The organism is Cobetia sp. PDI-23MA (assembly GCF_059507735.1).
In genome coordinates this window covers 1,434,345-1,452,520 of the sequence record NZ_CM183352.1, presented here as the reverse complement: position 1 = coordinate 1,452,520, position 18,176 = coordinate 1,434,345, and the positions used below count along the sequence as shown (strand labels likewise).

General features: G+C 57.5%; 17 protein-coding genes. 14 read left to right on the top strand and 3 right to left on the bottom strand.

Going from position 1 to position 18,176, the window contains the following annotated elements:
• The first annotated feature begins 354 nt into the window (after positions 1–354).
• Entirely contained in the window at positions 355–2,382 is a 2,028-nt protein-coding gene (locus AC5WNJ_RS06225) for a TonB-dependent receptor domain-containing protein (protein ID WP_176676777.1), read from the top strand.
• Positions 2,383–2,631: 249 nt separating this feature from the next.
• On the top strand, positions 2,632–3,315 hold the full coding sequence (locus AC5WNJ_RS06220; RefSeq protein ID WP_495930718.1) for a LysR substrate-binding domain-containing protein: 684 nt from the start codon (positions 2,632–2,634) through the stop codon (positions 3,313–3,315).
• Positions 3,316–3,396: 81 nt separating this feature from the next.
• Here the strand turns inward: AC5WNJ_RS06220 and AC5WNJ_RS06215 are convergent, their stop codons facing one another.
• Positions 3,397–3,849: a DUF417 family protein gene (locus AC5WNJ_RS06215; RefSeq protein ID WP_253062021.1), complete on the bottom strand. Its 453-nt coding sequence runs from the start codon at positions 3,847–3,849 to the stop codon at positions 3,397–3,399.
• Positions 3,850–4,081: 232 nt separating this feature from the next.
• Positions 4,082–5,023, bottom strand: a complete 942-nt coding sequence (gene gcvA, locus AC5WNJ_RS06210) for a transcriptional regulator GcvA (RefSeq protein ID WP_495930717.1) — start codon at positions 5,021–5,023, stop codon at positions 4,082–4,084.
• Positions 5,024–5,228: 205 nt separating this feature from the next.
• Between gcvA and AC5WNJ_RS06205 the strand changes: the two genes are divergently transcribed.
• The 6 genes from AC5WNJ_RS06205 (at position 5,229) to AC5WNJ_RS06180 (ending at position 10,801) form a co-directional block, all read left to right on the top strand.
• Entirely contained in the window at positions 5,229–5,900 is a 672-nt protein-coding gene (locus AC5WNJ_RS06205; protein WP_495930716.1) for a cupin domain-containing protein, read from the top strand.
• Positions 5,897–7,009: a flavin monoamine oxidase family protein gene (locus tag AC5WNJ_RS06200; RefSeq protein WP_495930715.1), complete on the top strand. Its 1,113-nt coding sequence runs from the start codon at positions 5,897–5,899 to the stop codon at positions 7,007–7,009. Before AC5WNJ_RS06205 ends, AC5WNJ_RS06200 begins: the two co-directional genes overlap by 4 nt.
• A gap of 103 nt (positions 7,010–7,112) precedes the next feature.
• Positions 7,113–7,499: a DUF1360 domain-containing protein gene (locus AC5WNJ_RS06195; protein ID WP_271302054.1), complete on the top strand. Its 387-nt coding sequence runs from the start codon at positions 7,113–7,115 to the stop codon at positions 7,497–7,499.
• A 374-nt stretch (positions 7,500–7,873) separates the two neighbouring features.
• Entirely contained in the window at positions 7,874–8,998 is a 1,125-nt protein-coding gene (locus AC5WNJ_RS06190; protein ID WP_285460342.1) for an ABC transporter substrate-binding protein, read from the top strand.
• Positions 8,991–10,058 (top strand): FecCD family ABC transporter permease, encoded by a 1,068-nt coding sequence (locus tag AC5WNJ_RS06185; RefSeq protein WP_176676771.1) that lies wholly within the window; start codon positions 8,991–8,993, stop codon positions 10,056–10,058. The genes AC5WNJ_RS06190 and AC5WNJ_RS06185 overlap by 8 nt, the downstream gene beginning before the upstream one ends.
• The gene (locus AC5WNJ_RS06180; protein WP_176676770.1) at positions 10,052–10,801 is read left to right on the top strand and encodes an ABC transporter ATP-binding protein; all 750 of its coding nucleotides are present in this window, start codon (positions 10,052–10,054) and stop codon (positions 10,799–10,801) included. The genes AC5WNJ_RS06185 and AC5WNJ_RS06180 overlap by 7 nt, the downstream gene beginning before the upstream one ends.
• Here the strand turns inward: AC5WNJ_RS06180 and AC5WNJ_RS06175 are convergent.
• Positions 10,779–11,678 (bottom strand): DMT family transporter, encoded by a 900-nt coding sequence (locus AC5WNJ_RS06175; protein WP_176676769.1) that lies wholly within the window; start codon positions 11,676–11,678, stop codon positions 10,779–10,781. The genes AC5WNJ_RS06180 and AC5WNJ_RS06175 overlap by 23 nt on opposite strands.
• 771 nt (positions 11,679–12,449) lie before the next feature.
• Here AC5WNJ_RS06175 and AC5WNJ_RS06170 point away from each other — a divergent pair.
• The 6 genes from AC5WNJ_RS06170 (at position 12,450) to AC5WNJ_RS06145 (ending at position 18,118) form a co-directional block, all read left to right on the top strand.
• Entirely contained in the window at positions 12,450–12,995 is a 546-nt protein-coding gene (locus tag AC5WNJ_RS06170) for a VspR family transcription factor (RefSeq protein WP_495930714.1), read from the top strand.
• Positions 12,992–13,783, top strand: a complete 792-nt coding sequence (locus AC5WNJ_RS06165; RefSeq protein ID WP_495930713.1) for a DEAD/DEAH box helicase — start codon at positions 12,992–12,994, stop codon at positions 13,781–13,783. The genes AC5WNJ_RS06170 and AC5WNJ_RS06165 overlap by 4 nt, the downstream gene beginning before the upstream one ends.
• A 42-nt stretch (positions 13,784–13,825) precedes the next feature.
• On the top strand, positions 13,826–14,815 hold the full coding sequence (locus AC5WNJ_RS06160; RefSeq protein ID WP_495930712.1) for an IS481 family transposase: 990 nt from the start codon (positions 13,826–13,828) through the stop codon (positions 14,813–14,815).
• A gap of 20 nt (positions 14,816–14,835) precedes the next feature.
• Complete coding sequence (locus AC5WNJ_RS06155; protein WP_495930711.1) at positions 14,836–15,639, top strand: DEAD/DEAH box helicase; 804 nt, start codon at positions 14,836–14,838, stop codon at positions 15,637–15,639.
• 332 nt (positions 15,640–15,971) lie between these two features.
• Positions 15,972–16,919, top strand: coding sequence for a site-specific integrase (locus AC5WNJ_RS06150; protein WP_024952250.1), 948 nt, complete (start codon positions 15,972–15,974; stop codon positions 16,917–16,919).
• A 365-nt stretch (positions 16,920–17,284) separates the two neighbouring features.
• On the top strand, positions 17,285–18,118 hold the full coding sequence (locus AC5WNJ_RS06145; protein WP_495930710.1) for a hypothetical protein: 834 nt from the start codon (positions 17,285–17,287) through the stop codon (positions 18,116–18,118).
• Positions 18,119–18,176: the final 58 nt, after the last annotated feature.

Genomic DNA, 18,176 nt, shown 5'->3' with positions numbered 1-18,176 from the left:
ATTCCCTTTATTGAATAATAATTAATATCATTTATGTTTGCGATCCTAGCACGGCTATTTCCTCAAAATCATGCAACTGTGCGTTGCACAACCCGCAATTTACGGACGACTCCATGCCACCACCGAGGGTTGCGCAGAACGCAACTCTGACAGCAAAGAAACATACCTAAACTAAAAAATACGAATGTTTATCATTTGTTTTCGTAAACACGAGAAAAAGATCGACACTGATGCGATGACGCCTGTCGCATTCCCTACCCGAAGTCGACGTCAACAGAGCACTCAGTGGCCCACAGCCCTAAAAAACCTCGTGGCTCAATAACGACATAATCGCGATCTCAAGGATTCAGGAACATGACAGTCCCCGCACTCCCCTTTGCTCGATCGGCCTTGGTCATCAGTATCGCCGCCGCTTGCCTACCTGCTGGCGTACAGGCTGACGACTCCAGCCAGTTGGAACCTGTGGTGGTGACAGCTTCCGGCTACGAACAGGTGATCTCGGATGCTCCTGCCAGTATCTCGGTCATTACCGGCGAGCAGCTCAACAAGCAGTCGTACACGGACATCACAGATGCCATGGATAATGTGCCTGGCGTCTATGTCACGGGGGGCGGAAATTCTCAGGACATCAGTATTCGAGGGATGGACAACAGCTACACGCTTTACATGATCGATGGCCGCCCTCTCTCGGCTGGCCGCTCCGTCAATACCAATGGCAATGATGAAGGCAAGCAGATTGGCCTCCCCCCGATCTCGATGATCGAGCGAGTGGAAGTGATTCGCGGACCGATGTCATCGCTGTACGGCTCACAAGCCATGGGCGGCGTCATCAACATCATCACCAAGAAGGTGGCGGATGAGTGGTCGGGATCTGTCACGACGGAATATACCTACTCGCTCAATGACATCAGCAACGACGGGCAGCAGCTGAGTTTCTATACCAGCGGGCCGCTCGTCGATGGCCTGCTTGGCCTCAAGGTCCATGGCAACTGGACCGGTTATGAAGAAAGCGATTACCAGGGCGGTAGTGACAATGCTGAAAGCATGCCCGACAGCGATACACGTCAAGGAGGTGCCGAGTTCACGCTGACACCAGATGAGGACAATGCGTTCACGCTCGGCTATACCGCCTCCAAGAAGGAATACACTCACAATGCTGGCGTGAGCATCCCGGATGATTCCGAAACCAGTCGTTATCGCTACGACAAGGATGTCTATACCCTTGGCCACAAGGGAAGTTATGGCAGCTTCCTCACGGACACCTATCTACAGCACGACATTTCGGAGAACGTGCTGGACTCCGATGATGAGAAGCGCGAAGAAGTTACCACGCTCAACAACCAGACCACGTACTTCTGGGGCGACCACATGCTGACCTTCGGCGGTCAGTACAAATTCGAGCAGCTGACGGATGAAACCAATGGCTTGCTGGATTCGAATGTCCCGGGTGCCGTCGATAACGTCGATCGCTGGATTGCCGCACTATTCGTCGAGATGGAATGGAGTCTGACTGAGGACCTCAACGTCACCACCGGCTTACGCTACGACGATGACGAGCTGTTTGGCGGACATCTCTCGCCACGCGTCTATGCCAATTATCACCTTGATCCGCAATGGACGCTCAAGGGCGGGGTTTCCACAGGCTATAGTCAGCCGAGTCTATCCGCTGCGACAGAGGGCTTTGGGCGCCGAACCGGTCGGGGCAGCGCCGTCATCATCGGTAACGAGGAGCTGGATCCGGAGACCAGCACCAACTACGAGCTGGGCACCGTCTTCCAGAACCAGTCAAGCACACTCAGCGCCGGCGCCACCCTGTTCTACACTCAGTTCAAGGACAAGATCTCCGAAGACCGCCTCTGCCAGGGCCCGGATGCAGGTTTCTCCGACCCCGCCTTCCGTGAGTGCAACTATGCCGGCACTGATTACTATTTCGTCAGCACCTACCGCAACATCGACGAAGCTGTCATGCAGGGCGTCGAGCTGTCACTGGACTATGCCATCACGCCAAGCGTGAACCTTAGCTCCAGCTACACCTACACCGACTCCGAGCAGAAAAGTGGTGAATTCAAGGGCGAGCCCTTGAACAAGATCCCGGAACATATGCTCAACGTGGCGCTGGACTGGCAAGCCACTCACGACCTCAACCTGTGGGCACAGGGGAACTACCGTGGCGAAACCAGTGATTACCTGTCACGTACCAGCATGAGCGAAGGCACCCCCAGCTATACCTTCTTCGATGTAGGCGTTGTCTATGCCTTGAACGAGAACGCCCGCGTCAAGGCTGGCCTCTACAACATCGCTGACAAGGAAGTCACCAATGACACCTACGGCGTGGTACTGGATGGCCGCCGGTTGAACCTGGGGCTGACCATGGACTTCTGACCCTCGGCTGGATTCAGTCATGCTTACGCCACAAGGGGAGCCTCGGCTCCCCTTGTGGCGTTTCAGTTCATTACATCAGAGGTCGGTCAGCCACGCGGGCTGACACCTTTCTCTCCCCGATCAGGCATCCACGAAGATCACTTCCCCGGTGATGAAGCCATCGACGGAGCGCTCGAACGCCTTGCCGACCAGTGCGCCAGACACGGGCTGGAAGCCCGGCATCATCTCGCCATACACGTCCCAAGCCTCTTGCAGCACGGTGGGATTGATGGCGTTGATGCGAATCCCACGCGGCAATTTCCCCAGAAGTTTGACCCGGCAGCCGTGCAGGGCACCTTCGTCATTTCCGCCACAGACTACGCACAACAGATCGTGCTACCGACGCTCTTGGCTGAACTGCGCCGCGAAGCTCCGGGGCTCAAGATCGTGGTGAGGGACTTCGAGATCGATACTCTGCATGCCTTGATGGAGAGCAATCACGTCAACCTCGCCATCGCCTTTCCCAACTACCAGCCAGAGTCCTACCCCAGCCGGCATCTCTTCTCTGATCGTCATGTGTGCATGACCTCGAAGCACTCCTCGATCGCTGATCAATCGGTGACACTGGCGGACATAGCCCGCCACCCGAACATCATTGCATCGCCCTCGCGCCCGAATCTGAAGGGCTCGCTGGATGACTGGTTCAAGGCGCAGGGCCTTGCCCGCAATGTCGCGATCTCCGCCCCCTGCTTCTCGGTCGTCCCGGCTTACCTGGAAGCCACAGATTCAGTAGCGTTTCTCCCTGCCGGAGCGATCACCGGAGGTGAGTTGGTAGAGCTGGCACTCGAAACATTGCCGGAGCCCTTTGATGTCACCGCTGCCTGGCACCCTCGCTACAACGACGACCCGCTGCATCAGTGGGTCGTGAGCCAGCTCATGGATGTGACTGGCTGATGCCCCGCCAAGCCAGGCGTGAGCCACGCAAAAAAGCGCCCGGCAATATTGCCGAGCGCCTTGAGGCTTCATAGAGAGAAATCAGTCAGCGTTGATCGGTCGATTTCGTTCCACCATGCTGACGGAAATTGCCAGGAAGAGAATGTCCTTCACCAAGAAGAAGTTGGCGATCAGTACGCCATCCGTGACCTTCCAGACATCAGGAGTCGTGAACAGGAAACTCAAAGTGGAGAGGAAGATGACGCTGCCGGCAATCCCTGCATAGTAGCCCACCTGGCGATACTTCAGACCGACGATCATGGCGATCGCCACCAGTATTTCTGACAGCCCGACCAGATTGGACACCATCTGGACTGACATCACGTCATACAGCCAACTCATGGCAAAGTGATTGGCCACCAGCGGCTCGATCAATCCCGCTTCTGTGGGCGTGAACTTGTAGATCCCCAGCCACAGGAGCAGAAGCACCACTCCAAATACACCGATGTAATAACCATAACGCCCTTGATTCACTGCCTGGGAACCCTGCTGCATGCTGATATCTCCGATTGCATCACTTCGCTGAGGAAGTCGATTGAGTATTCCGACAAGGCTGTCAGGTCAGCGTGTTGCATGTGCTGTTTTCATGACATCTTGCGTTCGATGCAGGGAGATACGGGCATGTCGTGCAACCGGATGCGGCAAGACAGGATTTTCGCCTTTTCTTTCTATCAGTGGCCATCGGGCACCTTCTAGGCTCCCCCGATGTGCTTGACCACAGAGCCATTCACGACGCCGGGATGGAAGGTATTCGGCAACTGAGCCCGGCCTCTTCCAGCAACCATTCCCGAAATGCCTGTACCTTGGCCACCTGAGTGACCTCGGGCCGGTGGATCACGTAATAGGCCAGAGAGGAGGCACACATCACCTCATCAAACAGCCTGACCAGGCGCCCCGAGACAAGGTCATCATGCACCATGACTCCACGTGCCAACGCAATGCCCTGACCATCAATCGCGGCCTGCAGCACTGCGGCAGAGTTGTTGATCTGCAGACCGCGCGATGAATCGGCATCCGTAAGACCCGCCTTCCTGAACCAGCCACCCCACGAAGGAAAGCCGTCATAGCCTTCCATGGACAAGTCGTGAATCAGTGTTTCCTCCAGCAGGGCTGCGGGTGTCTTCAAGCGCTCGGGGTCACGCAGCAGCTGGGGCGAGCAGACCGGATAGACCTCTTCGTGCATCAGCTCTTGAGCCACCACGCCCCTCCACTTGCCTGGCCCGTAGCGTACCCCGATATCCACCCGCTCCCGTGAGAAATCGACCGGCTTGTGGTTGGTATCCAGATGCACATCGATGTCCGGCCACGCCGCCTGAAACCGATGCAGGCGTGGCAACAGCCATTTGGCGGCAAAGGCGGGGCTGACCGTCACCGTCAGCACGCTACGCCGAGTGCCATCCTTGAGGCGCTCCACCCCGAGTGACAACTTCTCGAATCCGGCACGGATATCCGGCAGTGCCTGCTCTGCAAGCTCCGTCGGGACAAGGCGTGTCTTGCCGCTGTTGGCACGATGAAACAGCGAGTCACCCAGCCACTCCTCCAGTCCCCGCACAAGTTGGCCGACAGCGGCAGGGGTCACGTGCAGTTCCTCTGCCGCAGCGGCAAAGCTCTTGTGGCGGGCGCTCGCTTCGAAGGCACGCAAGGCATTCAGATGATTGGGCGATGTCATGGCGATAAAGTTTTTCTTTCCCTACTGCCTAGTTAATCTCGTTTGTTGAATGTTCAGTCAGCTTCCAGAATACGCCGCATAGACGGATCGTGACAGCTCATAGGTGTCTGTCCTGCCCTGCTCATGCCATGGCGCTCGAGTGTGATGACCGCCAGACATGGAAAAAGGTTTTCTTCCCTCTCTCGCCCTCGTGGAGATGCCCTACATGCGCCTCAATGCCGACTTTTCACAACGTGCCAGCATTACACCGGACCATTACCAGTGGGTGCCGTCCCCCCAGGGAGGGGTCGAGCGCATGATGCTGGACCGTATCGGGGAGGAGAAGGCACGGGCCACCAGCCTGGTCCGATATGCACCAGACTCCCACTTTTCAGCACATGAGCATCCACAAGGCGAAGAGATTCTCGTGCTGTCCGGTACCTTCACCGAAGATGGCGTGCGGGACTTCCCTGCCGGGTGGTACCTGCGCAACCCGCCAGACTCGCGCCACACCCCTAGCAGCACCGACGGCTGCGTGATCTTCGTCAAGCTACGACAGATGCCGTCCGAGGAGCATGAGGCGGTACGCATCAACACTCGAGACCCGGCCAACTGGCGTGAGCAGGATGGCCGCGAGATCTGCCCACTGTATACCAGTGCGACCGAGCAGGTGAGCCTGCAGCGCCTGGCGCCACATGCCGAGCTTCCGCTGTTGGTCAACACTGGCGGTGCCGAGCTGCTGGTGCTGGAGGGTTGCCTGCATCCAGGGCACGGGTCCTGCCCTGCCGGCAGTTGGCTGCGCTTGCCAGCCAGCGAACCGCTGGCGCTTTCAGCCGGCGCAGAGGGAGCGACCTTCTACCTCAAGATGGGGCATCTGATCGCCCTGGAGGGTGAATGAACACACCTTCGCCACGCGTTGCCATTATCGGAGCTGGTCTCTCAGGTCTCTATGCCGCTTGGCAACTGGAGCAGCATGGCATTCATGACTATCGGGTGTTCGAAGCCCAGCACGTCATGGGAGGCCGTATCGCTTCCGCAATGCCGTCCCTTGCCGAGACAGGAGCACAGCACCGCCTGGACCTGGGGCCTACCTGGTTCTGGCCGGAGCATCAGCGCGAAATGGCGCAACTGATGCAGACACTGGGCCTGGAATGCTTTGCACAACATGTGACGGGCGACAGCCTCCTCGAGCGCGCCACGGACAAGAGCCCACTGCGCACCGCTGGCATCAGGGACTCGCTGACCGCCATGCGTGTGGTGGGAGGAATGGAGGCGCTGATCGAGCGACTGCGTCGCGATATTCCCGCGGACAAGGTATTGACTGGGCAGGTCGTCCGTCATCTCGAGCGCTTGCCAGACGGGATTGCGCTGAGTGCCGAGGATGACAGCGGGCAACGCATGAGCTGCGAAGTGGAGCAGGTCTTGTTGGCTATTCCGCCACGTCAGGCACTCCAGCATATTCAGTTCACGCCGGCATTGCCGAGCGCGCTTGCGGCACAGTGGCAGCAGACCGCGACCTGGATGGCGCCCCACGCCAAGTATCTTGCGGTCTACGAGCGTCCTTTCTGGCGCGAGGCCGGCTTGTCCGGTGTCGCACGCAGCGCGCGTGGCCCGATGGTGGAGATTCACGATGCCAGCCCAAGGGAAGGCCTCGGGGCACTCTTCGGGTTCGTGGGAGTCCCGGCAGGTCACCGACGTCAGATCACGCCGGACGCATTACGCCAGCACTGTCGATCCCAGCTGGTGCGCCTGTTCGGCGCTGAGGCGGCACATCCTTGGCAGGAATACCTCAAGGACTGGGCAACCTCACCCTTCATCGCGAGCCCGGCAGATCTGGAAGACGTGGCATCCCATGTCTCGGTGCCGCTGCTGGAGGCAAATGAAGACCCTTGGCAGCAACGTCTGTTCGGTATCGCCAGTGAATGGTCGCCGCAATACCCGGGTCATCTCGCGGGCGCCATCGATGCTGCCACCCGGGGTGTCGAGCGGATGCTGACCGCACGCTAGACAGAAGGCTGAGAGATAACCAGACACCCGCATCGACAGACATTGAGCACGACCCACTCACTTTTCCCACTCGTCACTTTGACGAAGACACACAAGGATCCCCATGACCACCGTATTTTCCCCCGAGACACTGAACGCGCTATGGACCTGCTTGGTGATGGCCTTGGCGGCCAGCAGCATCGCGATCTCGATCACCCAGGGTGAGCTGTTCGCACCCTTGCGTCAGTACGCACAACGCTTCGGCCACATGATCGGCCACCTCTTCCAATGCTTCTTCTGCATCAGCCACTGGGTGGTCTTCGCTGGCATGGTGTTCTATCACCCGACCCTGACGAATAGCGGCTTCGTGCTGGTGGACTGGATCCTGGCTGGTTTCTTCACCTTGACGCTCTCCACCCTGGTGAGTGGCCTACTGTTCAAGGTGTTGTTGACCGGTATGGCGAAGAAGGTGCGCGACAAGGAAGTAAAGGAAATCTTCGCGGCCAAATGACCTCAGCCATCTCGAGCCACGGGCTGTAACACCACCCTTCCAGCACGTCATCGCAGTCTTGAGTGTAGTGACAGCCCAGAAGCAGATGGCCGACCGCTCTTCCCTCTTCCCTCTTCGCCGGCCCCCAGACAACGTTGCTTGCTGGGGGCCAGTGCCGTTGGCCGACACTCTCGCTCCAAATCGTTGCCTGCTGGAGCACCAAGTAACGACACCGACGAAAAACGAGACGACAGGGACCATATCGACGCTCATCGGGAATTACTTCATAATCGCAACGCAGATGATAATGAGATGCAACCTGTCCTGCATCGATCACAGCCGTGCGGGCGACAACGCGCCCGATGAATTTTCCTTACCCTCCCAGCGAGTCACACATGAAGCCTCTGCTTTCCATGACAGCCGGCGGCCTGCTATTGGCCTCCAGCTTCGGCGCTGTCGCCGATGAGATCACTCTGACAGATGTTGCCGGCCGGCAAGTCACCCTCGACGCCCCGGTAGAGCGCATGATCCTGGGCGAGGGTCGCCAGGTCTACCTGTTGGGCGCGCTGGAGCCCGAGTCTCCCTTCGACAAGGTGGTCGGCTGGCGTGAAGACTTCTCTCAAGCCGACCCGGACAACTACGCCCACTACGCCAAACGCTTCCCCGAACTCGAGAAGATTCCGACCTTCGGTGGTTTCAAGGATGGCACCTTCGATGTCGAGCAGGCAGCAGCCCTGAAGCCGGATGTGGTGCTGATGAATCTGGAAGCCCGTCAGGCAACCGAGGACGCGGCCTATGACGACAAGCTGGCACAGCTGGACATCCCGATCGTCTACGTCGACTTCCGTGAGGATCCACTCGCGAACACCACGCCGTCGATGCGCCTGATGGGCCAGTTGCTAGGCAAGGAAGACAAAGCCGAAGCGTTCATCGCCTACACCGAAGCGCAGATGGCTCGCGTCACCGATGTCATCGCGAAGCAGGACCCACAGCGCCCTGACGTCTTCATCGATCGCGCCGGCGGTTACTCCGACGACTGCTGCATGAGCTTCGGGCCGGGCAACTTCGGCGAATACGTTGATCTGGCCGGCGGCCACAACATTGCCGAAGGCATCATTCCCTCCACCTTCGGCACCCTGAATCCCGAGCAGATCATCGCCGCCAACCCTGAGCATGTCGTCGTGACAGGGGGAAGCTGGGACGCCTATGTGCCGGGCGGCAAATGGGTCGGTGTCGGTCCGGGGGCCGATCAGGATCTCGCTCGCGAAAAGCTCCAGGCTCTGACCCAGCGCACCGCCATGACAGGCATTCAAGCCGTGGACGACGCCAACTTCCACGCCATCTGGCATCAGTTCTACAACAGCCCCTACTACTTCGTGGCGGTTCAGAAGATGGCCAAGTGGTTCCATCCGGAGCTGTTTGCCGATCTTGACCCGGAAGCCACCATGCAGGAGCTGCACGAACGCTTCCTGCCCGTGGACTACGCACCTGGCTACTGGGTATCGCTGAAAGATGAATGATGTCACCTCTTCCGCTCCCCTCTCGCAAGGGGGGAGCCACTACCGCGCCTCGGTGGTCAAACGACAACTGATTCTGGTGTCACTGGGCGTGGCACTGTTCCTGAGTCTGTGTCTGGACCTGTCGCTCGGTCCGGCACGCTTCCCGCTCGATGAGGTCATCGCGGCATTGATCTCCCCGGACTCCGTCAGTGATCAGGTGCGGGTCATCCTGTGGGAAATTCGCATGCCCGTTGCCCTGATGGCGCTGGTGGTCGGTGCCAGCCTGTCGGTGGCCGGTGCCCAGATGCAGACCATCCTGAGCAATCCCCTGGCCAGTCCCTTCACCCTGGGCATCTCGGCCGGGGCCAGCTTCGGTGCCGCGCTGGCACTGGCCTTTGGCGTCGCGATCATTCCCGCCGCCATCGATTATGTGGTCCCCATCAATGCCTTCGTCATGGCCATGATCACGGCCTTCTTCATCCACGCCTTGAGCATGAAGCGTGGCGTAACGATCGAGACCATCGTGCTGCTCGGCATTGCCATGGTCTTCATCTTCAATTCGTTGATGGCCCTGATCCAGTTCTTCGCCAGCCAACAGGCCGTGGCCGCCGTGGTCTTCTGGACCATGGGCAGCCTGACCAAGGCCACCTGGCCCAAGTTCTGGGTCTCGCTCGGCGTTCTGGCGATCGTGCTGCCGCTGCTGGCACGTCATGGCTGGGCACTGACGGCCATGCGTCTGGGAGATACCAAGGCGGAAAGCATGGGCGTCAAACCCAAGGCGCTGCGCCTGGAAGTGCTGGTACTGGTCTCGCTACTGGCTGCCATCGCCGTCGCCTTCGTCGGCACCATCGGCTTCATCGGACTGGTCGGTCCACATATCGCACGCCTGCTGCTGGGGGAAGATCAACGCTTCTTCGTGCCCGGCTCTGCCCTGTGCGGGGCGTTGATTCTCTCGATCGGCTCAGTGCTGTCGAAGATCATCCTGCCGGGTACGGTGATCCCGATCGGCATCATCACCTCACTGGTCGGCATTCCCTTCTTCCTGTTCCTCATCCTGCGACAGAAGTCATCCTCATGGTAACGCTCACGCTTGATCGCTTGTCCGCCCACTATGGTCGCCGCCAGATTCTGGCGGAGGTCACGACGCCCTGCTTCGAAGGGGGCCAGGTGGTGGCCTTGCTGGGGCCCAACGCCGCCGGCAAGTCGACCTTGTTCCGGCGCATCCTCGGGTTGATCGACGGCGGTGGAGAGGCACGCGTCGAGGGCGCGACTCGCCAGCGCCCCATCGGCTACATGCCACAGGACACCGGCGTCAATGCCGTGCTGACGGTCTATGAATCGGTACTTCTGGCGCGCATGCAGGGCCGCAGCCTGAAGGTTCAGCCCGAGGACATGGCCGAGGTAGAGCGTGCACTGGACGATCTGGGAATCAGCGCGCTGGGCGAGCGGGACATCAGTGATCTGAGTGGAGGCCAGCGCCAATTGGTGGGGGCCGCCCAAGCGCTGGTGCAGTCACCCGAGATTCTGCTGCTGGATGAGCCAACCTCCGCACTGGACCTGCATCGCCAGCTGCAGCTGTTGACCATTCTGCGCCGCCTCGCCCGCGAGCGAGGCATGCTGATCATTGCCGCCTTGCACGACCTGGGCCAGGCATTGCGCTTCACGGACCAGGCCATGCTGCTTCAGAACGGCCGCCTCATCGCCAGCGGCCCGACCGCTGAGGTGGTCACCCCGGAGCGACTGCGTGAGGTCTATCGCGTGGCTGCCCGCATCGAGCCCTGCTCCCAGGGGCAGCCACAGCTCATCGTCGAAGAGGCCATCTGATCTGACGCCCTTCGAAGGCGGCCAGCCCTGCTCCTGCCAGCATCAGGGGCAGGGCAAACAGGAAGCCACTCGAGATGGGGGCATGGAAGATCAGCAGGTCCGCCAGAATCGGCCAGAGCAACGCGACATACTCGAAGGGTGCCAGGCGGGACGCCTCAGCGTAGCGCAATGCCAGTGTCATGCAGATATGCGCGGCCCCCCCGAACAATCCCGACAGCACCAACAGCCCCAGCGCCTCTTGTGAAAGCGGCGCCCATCCCATCGGTAGCGTCGCCAGGCCGGCCAAGGCCGAGACCAGGATGAAATAGAAGGCGATCGCTCCGGCCGTCTCGGTACGCGAGATACGCCTCACCGTCAGCAACGCGCCAGTCGTCAGCAGTGCCGAGAGTACCCCCAGCACGTAGCCGGTCACATTGCCGGTACTGCTCTCGAGGTTCAGCGACGGCAGAATCAGCACCAATACTCCCGCCAAGGCCAGCCCCAGCGCCAACGCCCGTTGCCGACTGAACCGCTCCCCCAGCAAGACCACACCACCCACGGCCATCATGACCGGCGTCAGCTGTGCCAGCAGCGTCGCCTCCGAGATGGGCAGCAAGGCCACCGCCGCAAAGGAGGCAAACATCGCGGCCGCACCGAATCCGGAGCGCAGCAGATGCCCGCCCGGTCGACGGGTCGCAAGACCACGCGGAAACTCCTTGCGCCACATCATGAAGATCATGATCGGGATCAAGGCAAAGGCCGAACGAAAGAACACCGTCTGCCCCACTTCCACCGTCTCGCTGACCGCCTTCACACACACCATCATGCCGGTGAACAACACACCGGACAGCAATCTGAGAACAATTCCGGCCAAGGGCCGATCCACCAACTCCGTCATGACTATCGATTCGCTACGCGGCTGAAAGAAAGGCAGCATTCTCCCGATTCCCTCGACGGAATGCCATGGCAACGTGCCACGCCAGAGGCGAATTTTCACGATATTGAGGCCAACTTCGAATAGACGCCTCTTTTCCCGATGGGTGATATTTACGACCTCTCTTTCATCTGCTAGATTTGATTTATCGAGGCAAAATCCTCGATCGGGTTTGGCGACTCGAAACCACAAAGGCGCATAAGCGCCCCGTACCATGGTTGGCGCTTTTTTTGTGTCTGCCATGCGTTATGGCGGTCGTGCGCGGGAGACCCTCGGGTCTGCCGGTGTCCTTTGTGGCCGGTTCGCCAACCCGTGTACGGCCGCCCCCATCACTGTTTGGCGACAGCGGGAGCGGCTCCAACACAAAGGAGCTTCAACCATGGTCATTCAGACTACGGCATCCCCGCGTAGCCCCGATCTACCCACCCCCTATGGCGGCTATCCCGATCCCCCTTCCCAAGACTGTCGCTCACGCGTCATTGGCGACTGCAGCGAGGTGCTGTCATGACCTCGAATTCTTCTCGCACCACACCAACACCCTCATCTACTCCTCTTGCGCCCTCTGCTACGGGCAAGGCAATAGCCGAGTCTTCCCAAACGCCCGAGACTTCGGTGTCACACGACTCGACATCTACCATCACCTCAGAGAGCCAGCGTCGCTCTCCTCCCCCTCACACCTCGAGCACTCCCACATTCCAGGATTCCTCGACTGCCGCAGCTTATCGGCGAGGACAGTTGATCAAACAGCACTTCCAGCAGTGGCTGAAAGCCTTGAAGGATAAACCGACTCATTTCACGAAAGTTAGCTGCCGCAACGAGCTGATGAAACATCCAGAGTTGGCGGGCTATAAACCCATTATTGTCCTGCAGCGGGTCGGTGACCTGATCGATCGCCTGGTCATTGATGGTCAGGTTGTGCAATCCGACACCATCGGCAAGCGTCGCCGTGTCTATCAACTCATCGATAGCACTTCGGAGCGCTCACCGGATATCCCACTGCCGAGCAATCGACAGGATCTTGCCACGTCGAAAACCGATAGCACATCGCATCTACCGCTCGATGCAGCACTGCAGGAACAACGTCGAGCCTTGAAAAAATCCATGCGGGCCGCGAGCGCGGAAGCCGAGCACCTCTATCAATTGGCAAAGGACTATCCGGAGGCGAAACCCGACATCGCTCCACTCCAGGAGGATGCAATTCAGCGCGCCTGTGAACTCCAGGGACAACTGGCTGCCGTGCTGGCGCTCTCTGCAAAACGCCATGCTGGAGGTGCCTCATGACGCCGCGTCAGATCAATCGATTACTGCCCTCTCTGACAAGCCCGACACTCAGAGCCTGGCAAGCGCGTTGTATTGAGACAGCGCTTCAACGGCTTTCGGATCAGCAGCCCCATTTCCTGTGCCAGGCCACCCCGGGTGCGGGCAAGATGCTGATGGCCGCCGTCCTGGCTGAGGAGCTGATTCTCAACGGGAGCATTGATCACGTCATCTATCTCGGCCCCACCTCTGCCGTGGTGGAGCGTGCACGCGAGACGTTTTCGCAAATTCTGGGGCAGCCCATGCAGGGCAGGCTGGGGGACATCGGTATCGCGCTGACCTATCAAGCGCTCAGCTTCCGCCTGGAGGACCTCAAGCAACTCTGTCGCCAAGGGCGTGTCCTGCTGGTCTGGGACGAAAGCCACCATGCCGCCGGCGCGACAGCATGCGCCGCAAAAAACGCCTACACCAGTTCGGCAGCCACCGGCGCCAATCAATGGGGGTTGGCACTCTTGGCATTGGAGCGCGATGTTCGCTTTACGCTCGCCTTGTCAGGCACTCCATGGCGCACTGATGGCAGCTGCCTTCCGATGCTGCGTTATATGGCACCGAGCCATGAAGCCGCCTCAGCGTCCGAGCCATCGGTGCCAACCCTGCCATCGGCCGACAATGACCGCCTCGCGCTGATCCCAGACTTCACTTATCCCCTGCGTGATGCCATCCAGGATGATGTCTGCCGTACTCCCCAGATCTATTTGATAGATGTAGGGTGCCGGATGATCGGATTTCACAACGAAGCTATCCTTTGTTAGCCTCTCGTGAGCTCATCAAGCAATTGATTCAGGAAAAGCTTCATGGACATCAAGCTGCATAAGCAAGCGACGACGACACCGAAAATCCGTGCCGACATCCAAGCAGCTCCCTCCAGCATGACGAACAAAGATCTCGCTCGTCAGTTCGGGGTCAGCGTCTCAACTATACAACGCTGGCGCTATCGTGATGATGTCCTGGATCGTTCCCACACACGTCATAACCTACTCGCGACTCTGACCTCAGAACAGGAAGAGATCGTCATCGCCGCACGTGAACTGCTTCGCCTGGGGCTCGATGATCTACTTGTCGTTGCTCGGGAATTCCTGAACCCAAATCTGTCGCGTTCCGCACTTCAGCGCATGCTCAAACGACGTGATGTACCGACTCTCGCCAAGCTGGCGCGTCAAGATGCGAAGGAGGACGAAAAGCCCAAGCATCGGCCTTTCAAGGATTATGAGCCCGGGTATGTGCACATTGATATCAAGCACCTGCCCCAAATGCCTGACGAAGATCAGAAGCGTTATCTCTACGTCGCGATTGATCGTGCCACTCGGTGGGTGTATCTGGAGGTCAGATCAAGTCAATCTGCAAAGGACGCCCAGGCGTTCATGAAGCGTGTGGAAGAGGAGGCTCCCTTCACGATTCGAACCGTGCTCACGGACAATGGTAAATCCTTTACCGATCGCTTCACCGTGGGTGGCGAACGTAAGCCCAGTGGAAATCATCTTTTCGACCAGGAATGTCAGAACCATGGTATTGAGCATCGATTGATCAGGCCAGGCAGACCCCAAACGAACGGGATGGTGGAGCGCTTCAATGGGCGTATCAGCGATGTTTTGGCGACTCGGCGTTATGACTCAAGTGAGGATTTAGAACAGACACTCGAGCGTTATTGCTGGCTCTATAATCACCACATTCCTCAGAAGGCACTACAGCACAAAGCGCCTATAGCAGCAATGAAGGAGTGGCAGGTCGAACGACCTGAGCTGTTTACGCAAGCTATAGTCAATCAGACGGAACCCGACAGATAGATAACGACGACATACGTCTGGTGGCAGAACAGCAGGCGCAGCGCGAGACACTGTATTACCAAAGCATCCCGGCCTTGCTGCGTCACCCAGCGGTGCATTACGCCGCCTTGCTGCGTCACCCCGGGCCTCAGCAGCATTTGCTGGACGTCAGCTGCCAACGCTTGCGACAGCTTCAGGAAAAAGACCCGAGCGCCGCAGGATTGGTGGTGGCATCCAACATTTCTCATGCAGAAGACATCGCTGATTGTCTGAAACAGATGGGACAGACGGTGTGCCTGGTAACCAGCCAGACAGAAGGAGCGCACGCACGACTTGAGGCGTTTCGCTACGGTCATACTTCGTGGATTGTCTCCGTCAACATGGTCAGTGAAGGGATCGACATTCCCCGCTTGCAGGTATGTTGCTATCTCAGCCACGTCAGGACCGAACAGTATTTTCGCCAAGTGCTTGGCCGGATCATACGGCGTCGACATGCACAGGATGATGCGTGCTATTTCTATGCCCTCAACGAAAGCACGCTGCGACACTACGCCTATCGACTGTTTGACGACTTGCCCGACGAGCATGCTGCGATCCAACTGGATTCCTTCTCCTCCCCGACACTACCCGCCCCGATCGTCTCTCCAGCCACTGATTCGATAGCCTCCAACGACCCCGGCACGTGCGGAGAACTCCCCACGATTGACATGCATGGCGCGCCACATGCTCAGGCCCCCATGAGTGAGTGTGTGAGCTTCTCAGAGGGAGTACGAGAGATCACTCTTGATCTGGCAAATGATGTGGCGTTCTCCAACGCCTTCTTGGCGCGCCTGGTATCGCTCTGATTACGGGAGGCGGCTCGGCAGCCACGCCCGCGCGATCACTAGATGATTTCACTTTTTTATGGCTTAACCCTAAGCATAACATCTACAAATCGCACATTTACCAGTGGAGCCTCTCGAACAACCTTGCATATGCGTGACTCTCAACTCTCCATGCTTTCTAGAGCATGCATTTCGGGTTGGCTGATTTACGAAGGGTGATAGCGTGAAATTCGATGGCCACCTCACAGCGCATATCGGCCCTCATTCCAACTTTTCGACATCGATGGAGATCCCTTATGGTGTCCAGACCACCGACAGGCATCCACCCGCCTCAAAGACGGAGGCATCAGGCAATGCAAGTGATCCCCTATCAGGGAAACCAGGACTCTCTGCCGGGACTTTGCCTGACGGTCTCGGCACGAAAGCTGATCATGGCAAGCCTTGCACCGAGTACCATCCGAGCCTTCCAAAGCGACATACGGATGTTTCTCAGACGTGGCGGCACCCTCCCCAGCACCGACACGGAGATTGCCAACTACCTCACCCGGTGTTTCGAGGACGGTTATAAACCGAATACGCTCAAGCGACAGCTGTGCTCGTTACGGCGTTGGCACCTTGTCATGAATTGCCCCACCCTGGGCAATGAGCAAATGATCAAGGGGGTCATGCGCGGCTGTGCACGCCTCAATGAAGTGCCGGTGAAACGTGCACCAGCCTTGATGCGAGACGATCTGCATCAGCTGCTGAATAGCCTGGATTTGAGCGAGTTGCGAGATCTGCGCGACGCCGCCATGTTCTGCCTGACGTTCTATGGAGCATTTCGTTACAGCGAAGTCCTCAACCTTCGTGTCGAGCACCTCACATGGGATACACGAGGCGTGTTGGTCAGGCTCTCCCGCAGCAAGACCAATCAAGAAGGACGACATGAAGTCAAAGCCATTCACCATGCGGATACCTCGCTCCCCTACTGCCCCGTCAATCTCCTGTATCGCTGGCTGGAAGCCGCCCATATCCAGAGAGGTGCGGTATTTCGCAGCGTCTCGCTGGGCGGCAGGCCAGGAGGCTCGAAACTCTCTCGAACTGCTTTTCAGAATGCGTTGATCAGGGGGCTTGAGCGGTCAAACCTGGCTTCACGCGGATTCAGCACACATAGCATGCGTGCTGGCCTGATCACTGAAGCTCATCTGCGGGGGAAGAGCCTGGAGCAGATACAACGCGTGACAGGTCACAGACATCTCAGCACCTTGACGGAGTACATTCGGGTCGCAGACCCCTTCGAAAACAGCGCCAACGACTTTTGATAAATATGAGCAATGCATCACCGTTCAATAATCGATGAATTGACAAAAGCAATCGCTCAAGGGCTTGCAATACAAAATATCTACCAAGTTTGACGCCAAAAATCCCTAATGCTCTCGAAACGGTCGATTTTGACGGTTAAAAGATACCTTAGATTCTTGCCACTTGAGTTATGCTATTAGTACACACTGATTCAGCTTGGATATATCAGGAGGCGGCACTCCCAGAAATATCGTTCTACAGGTCGGGTGTATTGCTCGACTGATCATCACTACTCAAAGTTACTCGCGTTTGCTGGACATGAACTCGACGAATGATTCTCTCATACGTCTCGGCCCCCCCTTTGCCTATCGTTGGAGTCATCAATATGCCAGATGCTACCTATACACCGTCACTAGTGAAAATCAGCGCTGACAAGACGCTTGTCATCCATCAGCGAGTACTCGAGGTGGACACCGCCGAGCTTATGAGCGAGGAGCATGCTTTTCGACCAACGGTCGCGACAGAGAACCTGCCCCTAGCGCCTGTCCGCTTCCGCAGCAACGTTCAGTCGACTCACACTTCCGAGGAGTTCGTGAATTTTCATGTCATCAAAGCCATCGTATCCACACAGAAAGTGCCCGTCTCACAAAGTGTATTTTGCATCGAGATCGATATCGGCAGACTCAACGAAGATGAAGTCCAGGTGGTGAGATTCTATTACCAGGTGCTACAGCCTCTGCTCGAGCTTGGCTGGGAATGGATCAATATCCACAACCTACATACTACTGGCGATATCAGAATTAACGAAAAGAAGTTATGGAACACTATACTCAGAAACTTCATTAATGATGAAAGATTACAACACGCATGGAGCAATGTAGTCACTCAACAAAACTTACCAATAACACGCAAGCAAATCTCATCAATGTTCAGGCATCGTTATTCTGATGACTCGATCAGGAAATTCATGAACGAAATAAATAAAAATACAAATACTTACCAAAGCGGTATATCTGAAGATAGGAATACAGCACACTCTGCTACTGCTGCTGAAACAAATAATAAAAACGCTCATAGTAAACGAAAAGATAATAGGAAGCAGCAACCAGATATCAATAAGAAAAGCAACGCTAAAGAAAAAAGCAAGCACTCGAATAACAAGGAGAAAACCGACTCGAATCCGCAAATGGGACTTGCACTTCCAAGTTCGCTTGACTGATTAACAGGAGGCTCTCACGTGAGTGAACACCAACTACCTGACCAAATACTGGCTAATT